This window comes from Rheinheimera sp. MM224, assembly GCF_947090785.1.
In the GTDB taxonomy this organism is placed as follows: domain Bacteria; phylum Pseudomonadota; class Gammaproteobacteria; order Enterobacterales; family Alteromonadaceae; genus Pararheinheimera.
Map to the genome: position 1 here is coordinate 4,353,003 of NZ_OX352320.1, position 12,305 is coordinate 4,365,307.

Annotated in this window: 13 protein-coding genes; 3 read left to right on the forward strand and 10 right to left on the reverse strand. The window is 47.1% G+C overall.

What is annotated here, in order from left to right:
* Positions 1 to 104: 104 nt before the first annotated feature.
* Positions 105 to 1,757 (forward strand): S41 family peptidase, encoded by a 1,653-nt coding sequence (locus tag OM978_RS20220; protein ID WP_264344226.1) that lies wholly within the window; start codon positions 105 to 107, stop codon positions 1,755 to 1,757.
* Positions 1,757 to 2,161, forward strand: a complete 405-nt coding sequence (locus OM978_RS20225; protein WP_264344227.1) for a hypothetical protein — start codon at positions 1,757 to 1,759, stop codon at positions 2,159 to 2,161. The genes OM978_RS20220 and OM978_RS20225 overlap by 1 nt, the downstream gene beginning before the upstream one ends.
* 14 nt (positions 2,162 to 2,175) lie before the next feature.
* Here the strand turns inward: OM978_RS20225 and OM978_RS20230 are convergent, their stop codons facing one another.
* Positions 2,176 to 2,421 carry a helix-turn-helix domain-containing protein gene (locus tag OM978_RS20230; protein WP_233009062.1) on the reverse strand — a complete coding sequence of 82 codons (246 nt, stop codon included), beginning with the start codon at positions 2,419 to 2,421 and terminating at the stop codon, positions 2,176 to 2,178.
* Between the two features lie 289 nt (positions 2,422 to 2,710).
* Positions 2,711 to 3,244 (reverse strand): inclusion body family protein, encoded by a 534-nt coding sequence (locus OM978_RS20235; protein ID WP_264344228.1) that lies wholly within the window; start codon positions 3,242 to 3,244, stop codon positions 2,711 to 2,713.
* A 218-nt stretch (positions 3,245 to 3,462) separates the two neighbouring features.
* Between OM978_RS20235 and OM978_RS20240 the strand changes: the two genes are divergently transcribed.
* Positions 3,463 to 4,827 carry a phosphomannomutase gene (locus OM978_RS20240; protein WP_264344229.1) on the forward strand — a complete coding sequence of 455 codons (1,365 nt, stop codon included), beginning with the start codon at positions 3,463 to 3,465 and terminating at the stop codon, positions 4,825 to 4,827.
* Between the two features lie 20 nt (positions 4,828 to 4,847).
* On the opposite strand, the gene OM978_RS20245 is transcribed toward OM978_RS20240, so the two are convergent.
* From OM978_RS20245 to OM978_RS20280, 8 genes are all read right to left on the reverse strand, one after another.
* The gene (locus tag OM978_RS20245) at positions 4,848 to 5,399 is read right to left on the reverse strand and encodes an SRPBCC family protein (protein ID WP_264344230.1); all 552 of its coding nucleotides are present in this window, start codon (positions 5,397 to 5,399) and stop codon (positions 4,848 to 4,850) included.
* 99 nt (positions 5,400 to 5,498) lie between these two features.
* Positions 5,499 to 5,921 carry a hypothetical protein gene (locus OM978_RS20250; protein WP_264344231.1) on the reverse strand — a complete coding sequence of 141 codons (423 nt, stop codon included), beginning with the start codon at positions 5,919 to 5,921 and terminating at the stop codon, positions 5,499 to 5,501.
* A 4-nt stretch (positions 5,922 to 5,925) separates the two neighbouring features.
* Entirely contained in the window at positions 5,926 to 7,251 is a 1,326-nt protein-coding gene (locus OM978_RS20255) for a FliI/YscN family ATPase (RefSeq protein WP_264344232.1), read from the reverse strand.
* Positions 7,244 to 7,885, reverse strand: coding sequence for a FliH/SctL family protein (locus OM978_RS20260; protein WP_233009057.1), 642 nt, complete (start codon positions 7,883 to 7,885; stop codon positions 7,244 to 7,246). The genes OM978_RS20255 and OM978_RS20260 overlap by 8 nt, the downstream gene beginning before the upstream one ends.
* Before the next feature lies 1 nt (position 7,886).
* A complete protein-coding gene (locus tag OM978_RS20265) occupies positions 7,887 to 8,906 on the reverse strand; it encodes a FliG C-terminal domain-containing protein (RefSeq protein ID WP_264344233.1) in 1,020 nt (339 codons plus the stop codon).
* The gene (gene fliF / locus OM978_RS20270) at positions 8,887 to 10,632 is read right to left on the reverse strand and encodes a flagellar basal-body MS-ring/collar protein FliF (RefSeq protein WP_264344234.1); all 1,746 of its coding nucleotides are present in this window, start codon (positions 10,630 to 10,632) and stop codon (positions 8,887 to 8,889) included. The genes OM978_RS20265 and fliF overlap by 20 nt, the downstream gene beginning before the upstream one ends.
* Positions 10,633 to 10,644: 12 nt before the next feature.
* A complete protein-coding gene (locus OM978_RS20275; RefSeq protein WP_264344235.1) occupies positions 10,645 to 10,962 on the reverse strand; it encodes a flagellar hook-basal body complex protein FliE in 318 nt (105 codons plus the stop codon).
* A 19-nt stretch (positions 10,963 to 10,981) separates the two neighbouring features.
* On the reverse strand, positions 10,982 to 12,295 hold the full coding sequence (locus OM978_RS20280) for a sigma-54-dependent transcriptional regulator (RefSeq protein ID WP_319633887.1): 1,314 nt from the start codon (positions 12,293 to 12,295) through the stop codon (positions 10,982 to 10,984).
* Positions 12,296 to 12,305: the final 10 nt, after the last annotated feature.

Sequence of the window (12,305 nt, forward strand, 5' to 3'; positions counted from 1 at the left end):
CTGAACAAGCCAAAATGACAAACTTAGCTTACACTGGCAAAAGATCCTCTGAGGAATAAGGCGTTTAGCGCCAGCCTTATAGCGTAGTCAAATGGAGAGATGTGATGCAGCAGACGATTAAATTAGCCCTGCCCCTTTTAGTTACTCTGGTCACCCTGGTGTCATGTGGTGGTGGCGGAGGCAGTAGTACAGGGAACACAGGTGGCTCAGGCGGAACAGGAGGCGGAACTCCAACAGCACCAGTCTGGACAGCAGGCCAGTTCAGCAACGAATCTCAATTCAAAAACTTTTGCGTAGCGCCCCGTTCAGGCGCAGATCCATACAATGGTGGCGTATATCCGGATAAAGCCGGAACGGCTATGCATGAGAAAATGTGGTTAAGGTCATGGAACAACAGAACTTATCTTTGGTATAGCGAAGTTGCCGATCTGGATCCGACCAGTTACAGCATTTCCGCTTATTTTAATCTGCTAAAAACAACAGCGGTCACTGATTCAGGCGCTGCTAAAGATCAATTTCATTTCACTGAAAATACGGCTGAATACCAACAACAATCTCAATCCGGTGTCAGTTCTGGTTACGGCATAAAATGGTCTGTTGTATCAACCAGCGCACCACGCTCTTTCACAGTGGCTTATACCGAACCCAATTCACCTGCGGCCTTAGCAGGAGTCAAAAGAGGTGACTTTTTACTTGAAGTTGATGGTATAGATTTTGTGAATGACGGCAGCAGCGCCGGAGTCAATACGTTAAATGCGGGCCTGTTCCCTGCCAATGCCGGAGAAACACATAGTTTTAAATTCCGTACTGTTGAAAATACCGACGTCAGCTATCAGCTCAGATCGGCGGATGTAGCTTCCAGCCCTGTGCAGAATGCGAAAGTGATTAACACAGACTCGGGTCCGGTAGGTTATGTTCAGTTTAATAGTTATATAGTGCCAGCTCAGCAGCAACTGATTGATGCAGTTGAATTGTTCCGGGATGCAGCCATCTCAGAACTGGTGGTGGATTTACGTTACAACGGTGGTGGTTTATTAGCCTTAGCAGGACAACTAGGTTATATGGTGGCAGGCCCGGATATTATTCAAGGCCGGTATTTTGAGCGCTTACAATTTAATGATAAATACCCCAATACCAACCCCATTACCGGTGACAGTTTAAGCCCAACGCCTTTTTATAGCCGTGAAATCAACTACGAAACAGGGACTTTAACTAACACTACTTTACCCAGTTTAAATTTAAGCCGGATCTATGTGTTAACTACAGACAATACCTGCTCCGCCAGCGAAGCTTTTATGAATGGTTTGCGGGGAATAGATGTAGAAGTGATCCAGATAGGCGGCAAAACCTGTGGTAAACCTTATGGTTTTTATCCGCAAGATAACTGTGGCACCACCTACTTCAGCATTCAGTTCAGTGGTATTAACTTCAAAGGGTTTGGCGACTACGCTGATGGTTTTAATCCAACCAACAGCCCTGTTTTTGCTGCAGATGTAAAAGGCTGTCCGGTTTCGGATGATTTCACTAAAGCCTTGGGTGATCCGGCAGAAGATATGTTAGAGGCTGCTTTGTATTATGTGGATAATAACAGCTGCCTGACTTTACCAGGATCAGGAGTGGATAAAGCTTTGGGGGCGAGGTCCGGCATTGCTGCTGGTGTATCAGGCTCCATTACAACAGACGGCTTAGCAGTTAAAGATCCGTCTGATAGGACATTAACCAACAGTATTCGTCAACCCATCAGGGACCAACAATAGTGAGTAACAGGTTGTTTTTAAAATATGCCACTTTAGGCAGCATATTGCTGATTGTCAGTGCTTGTCAGCAGGTTCAGGCGGTCGCAGAACCTGCTGTGCTGACACAAACGTCACCAGAAGTGAAGCTGGAGCTACAGCAACAAATCCAAAAAGCCGTAGGCGGACCTTTGGTGAAACTGGCTGACAATGTCTATTTGTTTGAAAGCCAGATCTGGGTCGAATCCGTAGTGCTAAAAGATGACAAAGGCCGTCCTTTAGATGGCCGTCATATGGACTTAGCCAACCTGTTTATCCTGCAAATTGAGCAGGGGCAATGTCAGTTAAAACACAATAAATCAGGACAGGTTTTTGCGCTGACCAAAGCAAAATGTATGGCTGAAAAACAACGTTTTCCAGAGAAATAGCTGTGAGACTCCGGTCATACCAGACCGGAGTCAGCTGATTCTTGCATCACCAGAGACAAAGCCGGCACTGCATAAAAAGCGGATAACTCCCGTACTGTGCGGTAACTCACTTTTTTACCTGTTTCCGCTCTTTTAATAGTCGCCAGCGATACTCGTAACGAACGTTGCTGGCAGGCATTAAACAAATCTTCCTGACTCAGAAAACGTTGTTGCCGGAGTGATTTAAGTAACTCAACTTTTAATACCAGAGCTTCTTGCATAAGGCGTTCACTCCATGAATTGGAAAAGAGAATGGCAACAACAAAACCAGTCTTGAGTCTAGATGGTTTTGTTTTCAAAAAAGAGACAAAATTATGAACCCGGTACTATTTTTAGTCCAGTTCAAAATTTACAAATGATTAACCAGAGACCAACGTGATACTAAATTGATACCGGCATTTCATTGCGGAAACCAGGTGCATACCCAAAATAACTACAGAAAAAGTATAGTTAATAGAGTGAACATAAAAAACAGGCCTGAAATTCAGGCCTGTGCAAAAGGATAAAAACTTAGTTAGAGATACTGATAAACGGATCCCAAGTAAAGTAACCAATAATAGCGCCGGTGCTGTTATTAACCAGTTTAAAACTCAGGGTGTATTGAATTTTCTGACCTGGTTCAATCACAGTGCCCTGTGTGGCGTAGGCATTGTTGTGGAACAGCTGCAAAGTGCCATTGACCGGATCTGAACCACTCGGCAGATACACACTGGTATGCATATTAAAGTAACTCAAAGCCGTAATGCTGGCGGATGGGTTAAAACTACCGTTGTACAAAAACGCTGTGTAATCTGTGTCACCATCAAAAGTACTGACGGTCCAGCGCACTGTATCTCCTGAGTTGGCTTTAACATCCAGTTCAGAACCACCCTGATTACTGGCGATATAGCTGTTTTGAGTAATCATTGAGACAAACACATCAGAACCGCCCCATGCGCCCAAATTAGTTGGGCTGCTGACAGAACCAGGTTGCATAGAACCATCACCCAAACGTTCAGCCAGTTCAGCGGCGTTAACTGCGACCAGAATATTGATAAGAGCCATGATTATTCCTTTTTCATAGTGAAATAAATAATAAAGTGAGTTGCTGTTGGTCCCCTAAATTTCGGCCTCAATGGCTGATATTTTTGGGTACAAAGAGCTTACTCACTCTATAAAAAAGGTCAGTCTCAGAGCCGCATCAGTTTGGTATCAGTGGCTGGTGCCAGTGCTTATTAAAAGCGGTATACTCGGCCATTATTTGCTTCAAAAGAAAATAGCTTATGTGGCCTGTCTCTTGTTTTAAAACTTATGATATTCGTGGCACTGTGCCAGAACAGCTTAATGAAGAATTAGCCTGGCGCATCGGCAGAGCCTTATGCCAGGTGTTATCAGCTAAAACTGTAGTCATAGGTCATGATATCCGGCTGTCCAGCCCGGCGTTAAGCGCAGCCTTGGCCAAAGGTTTAACTGAAGGTGGTGCCAACGTCATTGATATAGGCCTTTGCGGCACTGAACAAGTGTATTTTTCAGTCTTTAATCTCAATGCAGATGCTGGTATTTGTATCACTGCCAGCCATAATCCAGCCAATTACAATGGTATGAAACTGGTGGGTAAAGATGCAGAGCCCCTCAATGCGCAAGACGAACTGCAGCAGATTAAACACTTGGTGGCCAGTGCTGACTTTGCCAACTCAGGCAGTTCACACGGAACTCACCAGTATCAGCAAACATTGCCCGCTTATCTTCAGCACCTGTTGACTTACATTCAGGTCAGCCGGCTAAAACCATTAAAAGTAGTGATGAATGCAGGCCACGGTGGTGCAGGTCTGGTAGTCAATGCTTTGGCACCGCTGTTACCATTACAGATTATCCCGTTGCAGTTTGAACCTGATGGCACTTTTCCAACCGGAGTACCAAATCCTTTATTAGTGGAAAATCGTGCTGTGACCAGCCAGGCTGTGCTTGAGCATCAAGCCGATTTTGGTGTGGCATGGGATGGTGACTTTGACCGCTGTTTTTTCTTTGACGAACAGGGTCAGTTTATCGACGGTTATTATGTTGTCAGTTTATTAGCTCAGGCATTACTCAATGCTAATCCGCAACAAAAAATAGTGCATGACCCACGTTTATATTGGGCGACGCAGCAAAGTGTCGCTCAAAGTGGTGGCACAGCAATACTGAGTCAAACCGGTCATGTTTATATGAAAGAAAAAATGCGCGCTGAAAATGCACTCTATGGCGGAGAGATCAGTGCGCACCACTATTTCCGCGATTTCGCCTACTGCGACAACGGCACTATTCCCTGGTTGCTGGTTGCGCAGCTGCTCTCGCAACAATCAGTACCGCTCTCGTCCATGGTCAAACAACTACAACAGCAATTTCCGTGCAGTGATGAAATCAATTTTAAAGTTAAAGATGCGAGTGCTGTAATGCAGCATATTCAGCAGCATTATCAGGCAGAATTGCTGACGATAAACCTGCTGGATGGTCTGGATTTGATTTTTAAAGACTGGCGTTTGAGTTTACGCAGTTCCAACACTGAACCCCTGCTGCGCCTGAATATTGAAACCAGAGCTGACCGTGCTTTGCTTCAGCAAAAAATCAGTGAAGTATCGGCTCTGATCACAACATTTGACCAAAAATAGGGGGGAACTCCCCCCTCGCTTTAACTTGCTGCAGGTTGTTCCAGCAGCTTTTTGAGGTTATCCAGACCTTGTTGCAGATCTTTACCTATCAGCCCTTCCATATCCATTACCAGCAATAACAGGTTCATCGGATAAGGCATGTCGCCCTGAAAACCCCAGGTGACTTTGGTTCCGGTGGCAGCGCTTTGTTCAAGCAGCAGATAAGCCGGCGATACCGAAGCAAAAGGCTTTAGAAAACGCAGCTCATAATCAATACGTTCACCGGGTTTGATAGCTTTGATTTCCTGTTCGCCTGAACCCACATCATCTTTTTCGCTGTGCCATGCCGACACAAAACCTACAGTGCCATCTTCACCTTGGTAGGTTTTTTTCACATTCGGATCCAAAGCCATCCAGACGCTGAAGTTATCCTGATTTTTTAACAGCACCAGATAACTGAACACCTGATCTTTGGGTTTATTGATACTGACGCTGCGTTCCACCTGATAAGACGAAGGCAACACCAAAGCGGCCAGCAACAACACAGCCACTGCCAGTAAAAAACCAATCAGTATTATTTTTATAAGCTTCATCGGGACTCTCTTCTGGTTGTAAACGCAAAAATCTGCGTTACATCCAGTGTAGCCCGAAAATTTTGATTTAGAAAAGAGTGACTTAAGCTATGCTATTTTTCAGGCTGGCTTTCTTAGCCTCAATTGAAACAGCTGCATCGCAATTTCATCGGCCTGCTGCTGCTCAGCTTTTTGCTGCTTTTGCTGAGCTGTAAATTCACGGTTATGGATCACAGCTTCTATGCCTTTGCTGTACGCCACTTGTTTCTGACACACCAGTTGTTGCTGTTGCAGCTCAGACAAAGCTGCCCCCACTTTCTCCTGTTGCTGTTGTTGCATGTCCTGCAGCACAGTTTTCATCGACGCCAGATTTTGTAAACCCAAAGCCGATTTCATCTGATAGCTACGTTCCATACCAGAAATATGTTCGGTCAGTAGCTGCAAACGCCGTTCTTCATTGGCCGCCTGCTGATTCAATTGCTGCTGGCGTTGTCCCATTTGTTTTAAATTGGCTTGCTGTTGTTCCAGATATTTTTTCAACATAGGCTTAACTCAACAATTTAGTTAAATCGGCTTGGGATTGCTGAAAATCAGAGCTTTGTTGTAAGCCCTGACATAAAAAATGTTCGATGGCCGGATAGAGGTGCACCGCTCTGTCGAGCTCCTGATCTTTGCCCATCTGGTAAGCACCTAAAGGGATTAATTCCTGCACCTGCAAATACCGTGAATACAGTCGTTTCAGGGCATAAGCATGTTTTAGCTGCTGATCTGGCACTATTTGTGGCATTACCCTGCTGATCGAAGCACCTATATCAATAGCCGGATAATGACCCCGTTCGGCCAAAGTCCGGCTTAATACCACGTGGCCATCCAAAATAGCGCGCGCAGCGTCCGCTATTGGGTCCTGCTGGTCATCGCCCTCAGCCAACACGGTATAAATGGCGGTCATACTGCCTTTGCTATCGGCACTGTTGCCTGCTTTTTCAACCAGTTGCGTCAGCTTGCTAAAGACCGAAGGCGGATAACCTTTAGTCGCCGGAGGTTCACCGACAGACAAAGCAATTTCGCGCTGCGCCTGGGCATAACGGGTCAATGAATCCACCAGCAGCAACACGTTAAAACCTAAATCACGATAGTAAGCGGCCAGTCTGTGACTCAGTTCTGCCGCTTTTAACCGCAGCAAAGGCGACTGGTCGGCCGGGGCTGCAATGACTATGGCCTTTTTTAAGCCTTCAGGGCCCAGACTGTGTTCGATAAAATCTTTCACTTCCCAGCCGCGTTCGCCAATTAAACCAACGATCACTACATCAGCCTGGGTATAGCGGGTCATCATGCCCAGTAGCTTACTTTTACCCACGCCTGAGCCTGCAAATAACCCCATACGTTGACCCTGACCTACAGTAAACAGCGAGTTAATAGCACGGATGCCCACATCCAGAGGAGCGCTAACACCTTTCTTTTGTAATGGGTTCACCGCAGGCAAAGCCGCACTGATACGATCACCGGTTTTAATTGGCGCTTTGCCATCGAGCGGGCACATTAAACCGTCCAGTACCCGGCCTAGTAACTCAGTAGAAACTAATAATTGATTGGCGGTTGCGACAGTTCGGACACGAGCACCGGCTCTTAACCCATCCACTGCAGTTAGTGGCATTAAAAACGCCTGATCGGTATCAAAACCTACCACTTCAGCGTCAAACCAATGGCCATCCTCACTTTCAATCTGACAACGCTGACCTAAAGTAAAACTGTGACCAGCGGCAGATAAAATCATGCCGTTGACGCGCAACAAACGGCCGTAACTATGTACCCAGTCCGGTGGCTGGATTTGTGCTCTGGCCAGACTCAGGCTATCACTAAATGACTTACGCATCTTCGCCCAACAACTGCCGACGCACAGGCAACATGGCTTGCTCTAAACGTTGCTGAAAATCCAGCTGATGCAATTGCTGACGACCATTAAACTGCACCCGGCCTGAGGGCAAGGCGGCATCAAACTGCAATGGAATTTGCTGAATATGGCGGATGCCATTAAAAAGCGGAGCGTCGGCCTGGGACAACTGAATAGACACCAGAGGATCTGTAGCGCCCAGTTGCGGCAACAACTGGTCAATAGCCAGCTGTAACAACGAAGGTTGCAATACCAGCTCAGTCTGAAGCACAGTACTGGCCAGCTGCTGCACCAGCAATAACAGCTCCTGCCCTAATTGCTGCTCTTTATGCTGCAACTGCTGGTTAAATTGTTCGGTTAAAAAATCCAAAGCACGTTGCTGTTTTTGCGCCAGTTCATTTTGCTGCTTTTCTAGCTCTTTTTGCCAGAACTGCTCTAATTGCTGCTGACCTTCGGCAACACCACGTTGATAAGCCTCTTGTTCAGTCGCGGCAACACCGGCCTGAAAACCTTGTTGATAAAACTGCTCACTCAATTGCTGCACTGTGGCATTACCATCTTTGCGCTGCAAAGCGGGAAAGCGAAATTGTTGGTCCTGCTGCAACACGGCGCTCATATCAACCTACCGTCTCTTCAGGATAGAGGCGATACTCCAGTCGTCCTGCCGCCATCATTTGTTTGACTATGGTCATAATCTCAGCTCGGGCAGCTTCCACTTTGCGCACTGGCTGAGGTTTCATCGTCTCAATTTGTTGACGGTAAACCTGCGCCAAACGTTTTGGCAACACAGCCAGGATACTTTCGGTCAGTGCCACATCGGCGCCTTTGAGTGCAGTGACCCAAAGTTCGTCCGGAATATCCGTTAGCAGTTGATTCAATACATCTTCGCTTTGGCGGCTTAAGCTGTAGAAGTCATACATCTTGTCTTCAATGGCATCGGCCATAGTGATGTCGTGCTTTTTCAGCAGCTCCATCACTTCAGATTTATTGCCACTGTATCTGTTCATAATGTCAGCTACTTGCTGCACGCCGTTAATACGGGCGCCCACTTGTTCGCCGACATACTCAATACAACGTTCCAGCGTGTAACGTAAATCTTCAATCACGTGCTCGCTGACTTCCCGCATATTGGCGATACGGAACAAAATATCGTCGTGTTTTTGCGCCGGAAATAAACTCAGAATAGTGCTGGCTTGCTCCGCAGGTAAAAAAGCCAGAATAAGCGCCTGCATCTGGATATGTTCCTGCTCCATAAAACGCACCAGCAGCTCAGCGGGCACCCATTCCAGACGACGTACATCATCGGCTAAAGCGCCACCGTAAATATCATCCAGCATGCCACGGGCCAATTTACGGCCAACGGCTTTATCCAAAGCCCGCTCCAGATAAACACGCGAAGCGCCGCTGACACCACTTTCTGTGCGGTACTGATCAAAAAAGTCAGTCAAAATAGTGGCCACATCGTCCTGAGTCACATTGGCAATTTTGGCCATACGTTCCGACAAAGCCCGCACTTCATTACGGCCTAACTTCTTGATAATACAGGCTGCGTTTTCTTCACCCATACTCAGCAGCAGGATAGCGGCTCTGTCCAGATCAGAAATCTGTTTGCTTTGCTCAGCTCTTAACGGATTCAATGCTGACTCCTCGTTCTATCCAGTATTTAATGACTGCGGTCACCCGGTCAGACTCACGGTTGGCCAGCAATTGCAGGTGGTTGATTTGCTGCGCAAATTCAGAGCCCACTTCGGGTAAATGAATATTGTGTTGTGGCCCGCTGGATAGTGAATTGGTTAATGCAGGGTCTGCCTGAGCATCCAAGACTGCTGGCCCTGTCGCCAGATCCGCATTTTGCATCTGAGTCGGATTCTGAGCACCAGTCATGCCCTGAAACCCAGCAGCATTGTGTTGTTCTTTGTTTTTACGGCTGACCAAATGATTGACCAGAGGGCGAACACCAAAAATCACCAATGCCAAACCAATAATGGCGCCGATCAGGTAACGTAAATACTCTTTCATTTCCGGCATTTGCCACCAGGCCATGCCTTCCATTTGAGTTGCTGCGTCGCCAGGCACAAAACCAAAACTGGTGATATTAAACTGATCACCCCGTTCGGCCTGATGGCCTGTCGCAGTTTTAATCATTTCACCTAACTGAGCTAAACGCTCTGGAGTCCAGGGTGTTGCACCTGCAGCGGCTTCATTCACCAGCACAGACACACTTTGACTGCGCACCCGGCCTATTTCATAGCGGGTATGGGTAATGGCTTTGCCTGTATCGAATTCACGGCGCATTTCATTACGTTGTGAGGTACGTTCATTGTTGTCAGGTTGTGCTGCCGCTGCACCTGGCTGTGCAGGCACAGGCGGTTGATTGGCTAAAGAGCCAGGAATACCCATAGCCAGTTGATCCAACATCGAGTCCGTTTTGCTGTTTTCACTTTTCAGCACGCCTTCTTTATCCAGCGCTTCACGGGTTTCTTCCACCACGTTAAAGTCGACATCAGCAGAAACCTGAATACGGTAATTGCCGTCTCCTAAAATAGGCAGCAACATAATAGAGGCCCGCTCTTCGACAGAACGTTCCACTTTTTCAATAAAGGCGAGTTTTTTGTCGGTTTCTTTACCAACCGGAGTTTCATCAAACAGATCGCCGCTGACTAACTTACCGCGCTGATCCACGACAGAAATATTGCGGCTATCCAGGCCAGGAATACTGCCAGCAACCAGGCTGACAATAGCTTCTACTTGTTCAGGTTTCAGGTTATAACCAGGAGCTAAATCTACCATCACAGAAGCTGCAGATTTTTCTTCCTGCCGGCCAACAAACAAATTACGTTTAGGAATAGCTAAATGCACTCTGGCATTACGCACTCCATCCATAGTAATGATGGTTCGGGCCAGTTCACCTTCTAAAGCGTGCTGGTATTGCATCGACTCCATAAACTGACTGGTGCCCATGGTGACTTTGTCCTGCATAGCAGACAAACCTTCAGGCATTGCAGCCTTAATACCACGAGCCGCCAGCGTAATACGGGCATCGGCTAAACGTTCCTGCGGCACCATAATATTGCCGCTGTCGGTATCGATACGAAATGGAAATTGCTCTTTATCCAGAATTTCCACTATACCGGCTTTGTCGTAATGCTCCTGATTGCCATACAAAGGCACAAAGTTTTTTGCCGAAGTCCAGAGGATCACCACTATAGTGGCCGCTACTAAAGTCGCCAGCAAAGCAATGGACGCCAGGCTCTTATCGCCATTAGGTAACCAGTTCATTTTGCTGGATAAGTTAATCACTCTTTCCCGCAGTCTGTTGTCTGAAGCCGCCACAGGCAGAGCTTTTGCCAATTCAGTTTTCATTAAAAGCCCGCCTTACAGAGACATACGCATGATGTCATCAACACCATTCATCACTTTGTTGCGGATTTGCAGCAACATCGAAAAACTCAAATCTGCTTTTTGGCTGGCGACCATAGCGCCCACCACATCATCGCTGCGACCTGCGTCTACGGCGGCCATCATGTCTGACGACAGATTTTGCTGAGCATTGATAGAGCGCAAAGCAGAGGCAAAATCGCCCGACATCGAACTGTCGTTGTTGGCTGGCATCACTTGCTCATTGCTGGCAATTTGTTGCAACTGGCTAAACTGGCTGAGTAACACATCTTGAGTATTTAACGGAGAAATCATAGCTAATCCTTCCTGCTGCTTAAGCTATTGCATCAATATCGACACCATGCTCACGCATAGCGGCCAGTTTGTAACGTAAGGCTCTGGTGCTTACGCCCAAAGCCTCTGCAGCCCGGGTTCTGTGACCATTAAATTGGTTCAGCACACCCAGGATGTAATCAAATTCGGCATTCTTTTTGTTGAGTTTCAGATGGTTAATGCTGGCTGATTCAGGGGCAGTCACTGCTGGCAGAGGTAAATTCAGATCAATCGCCTGCACTTCAATGCCTCGGGCCATCACCAAAGCACGCTGCACCACGTTTTCTAGTTCCCGCACATTGCCGGGCCAGCTGTACTGGCAAAGCGCCGCTTTAGCTTCTTTGCTCAGTACATATTTGCCATCGGCATACTTCTGCACAAAAAACTCAGCCAGCGGAATTATGTCGTCTTTGCGTTCCCTCAGAGCAGGCCAGCTCAGTGGCAATACATCCAGGCGATAAAATAAGTCCTGACGGAACAAGCCCTGATCAACCAACTGACGTAAATCTTTGTTACTGGCTGCAATCACACGCACATCCAGTTTAATTTTGCTGTTGCTGCCTAAACGCTCCAGCTCGCGTTCCTGCAATACCCGCAGTAATTTGGCCTGCAGCGGAAGTGGCAGCTCTGAAATTTCATCCAGCAGTAAAGTGCCACCATTGGCCGATTCAAACTTACCAATTTGCTGGCTGACCGCACCGGTAAAAGCGCCTTTGTTGTAACCAAACAACATGGCTTCGAGCATATTGTCTGGAATCGCAGCACAGTTCACCGCCACATAGGTCTGGTCACGGCGTGCTGATACATTGTGAATGTAACGGGCTAAACGCTCTTTACCTGTGCCTGACTCACCATGTAACAGCACTGTGGCATCGGTTTGCGCTGCGCGATTAGCCAGTTGCAATACCTGACGACTACCCAACGACACAGCCACTAAGTCTTTTAAACCACGGCTGATCGAAGAGGCATTGCGGATGGTGTTTTGCAGTTGCTGCTGGTTAAAAGGCTTCAGCAGATAATCAATAGCGCCATAATTCAGACTTTCAGCGGCCACTGCGTGTTGATCTTTTTCGACCAGCACTATGATTTGACAGGAAGGGTGCTGTTTTTTCAGCAGAACCATCAAATCTCTTGTGCGCATCTCGGTCAGTTCAGCAGCCATCACCACTATGTCCGGTTGGTGCAAAGAGCAAGAGTTCAGCACGGCATTCAGATTGGCGGCGTGGTTTAACTGAAAACCTTCAGCTTTGACACAAAGCATCAGGTCCTGTCCTGGCTGGCATTGTTCAATCCAAAGTAAATGTTTCATGTTCATGGTTTCACTC

What these genes read in the sequence shown, in the direction of transcription:
- OM978_RS20230 (WP_233009062.1), bottom strand. Translation starts at nt 2,421, where the DNA reads ATGCAAGAAGCTCTGGTATTAAAAGTTGAGTTACTTAAATCACTCCGG.
- OM978_RS20235 (WP_264344228.1), bottom strand. Translation starts at nt 3,244, where the DNA reads ATGGCTCTTATCAATATTCTGGTCGCAGTTAACGCCGCTGAACTGGCT.
- OM978_RS20250 (WP_264344231.1), bottom strand. Translation starts at nt 5,921, where the DNA reads ATGTTGAAAAAATATCTGGAACAACAGCAAGCCAATTTAAAACAAATG.
- OM978_RS20275 (WP_264344235.1), bottom strand. Translation starts at nt 10,962, where the DNA reads ATGATTTCTCCGTTAAATACTCAAGATGTGTTACTCAGCCAGTTTAGC.
- fliF (WP_264344234.1), bottom strand. Translation starts at nt 10,632, where the DNA reads ATGAAAACTGAATTGGCAAAAGCTCTGCCTGTGGCGGCTTCAGACAAC.
- OM978_RS20220 (WP_264344226.1), top strand. Translation starts at nt 105, where the DNA reads ATGCAGCAGACGATTAAATTAGCCCTGCCCCTTTTAGTTACTCTGGTC.
- OM978_RS20240 (WP_264344229.1), top strand. Translation starts at nt 3,463, where the DNA reads ATGTGGCCTGTCTCTTGTTTTAAAACTTATGATATTCGTGGCACTGTG.
- OM978_RS20255 (WP_264344232.1), bottom strand. Translation starts at nt 7,251, where the DNA reads ATGCGTAAGTCATTTAGTGATAGCCTGAGTCTGGCCAGAGCACAAATC.
- OM978_RS20260 (WP_233009057.1), bottom strand. Translation starts at nt 7,885, where the DNA reads ATGAGCGCCGTGTTGCAGCAGGACCAACAATTTCGCTTTCCCGCTTTG.
- OM978_RS20245 (WP_264344230.1), bottom strand. Translation starts at nt 5,399, where the DNA reads ATGAAGCTTATAAAAATAATACTGATTGGTTTTTTACTGGCAGTGGCT.
- OM978_RS20280 (WP_319633887.1), bottom strand. Translation starts at nt 12,295, where the DNA reads ATGAACATGAAACATTTACTTTGGATTGAACAATGCCAGCCAGGACAG.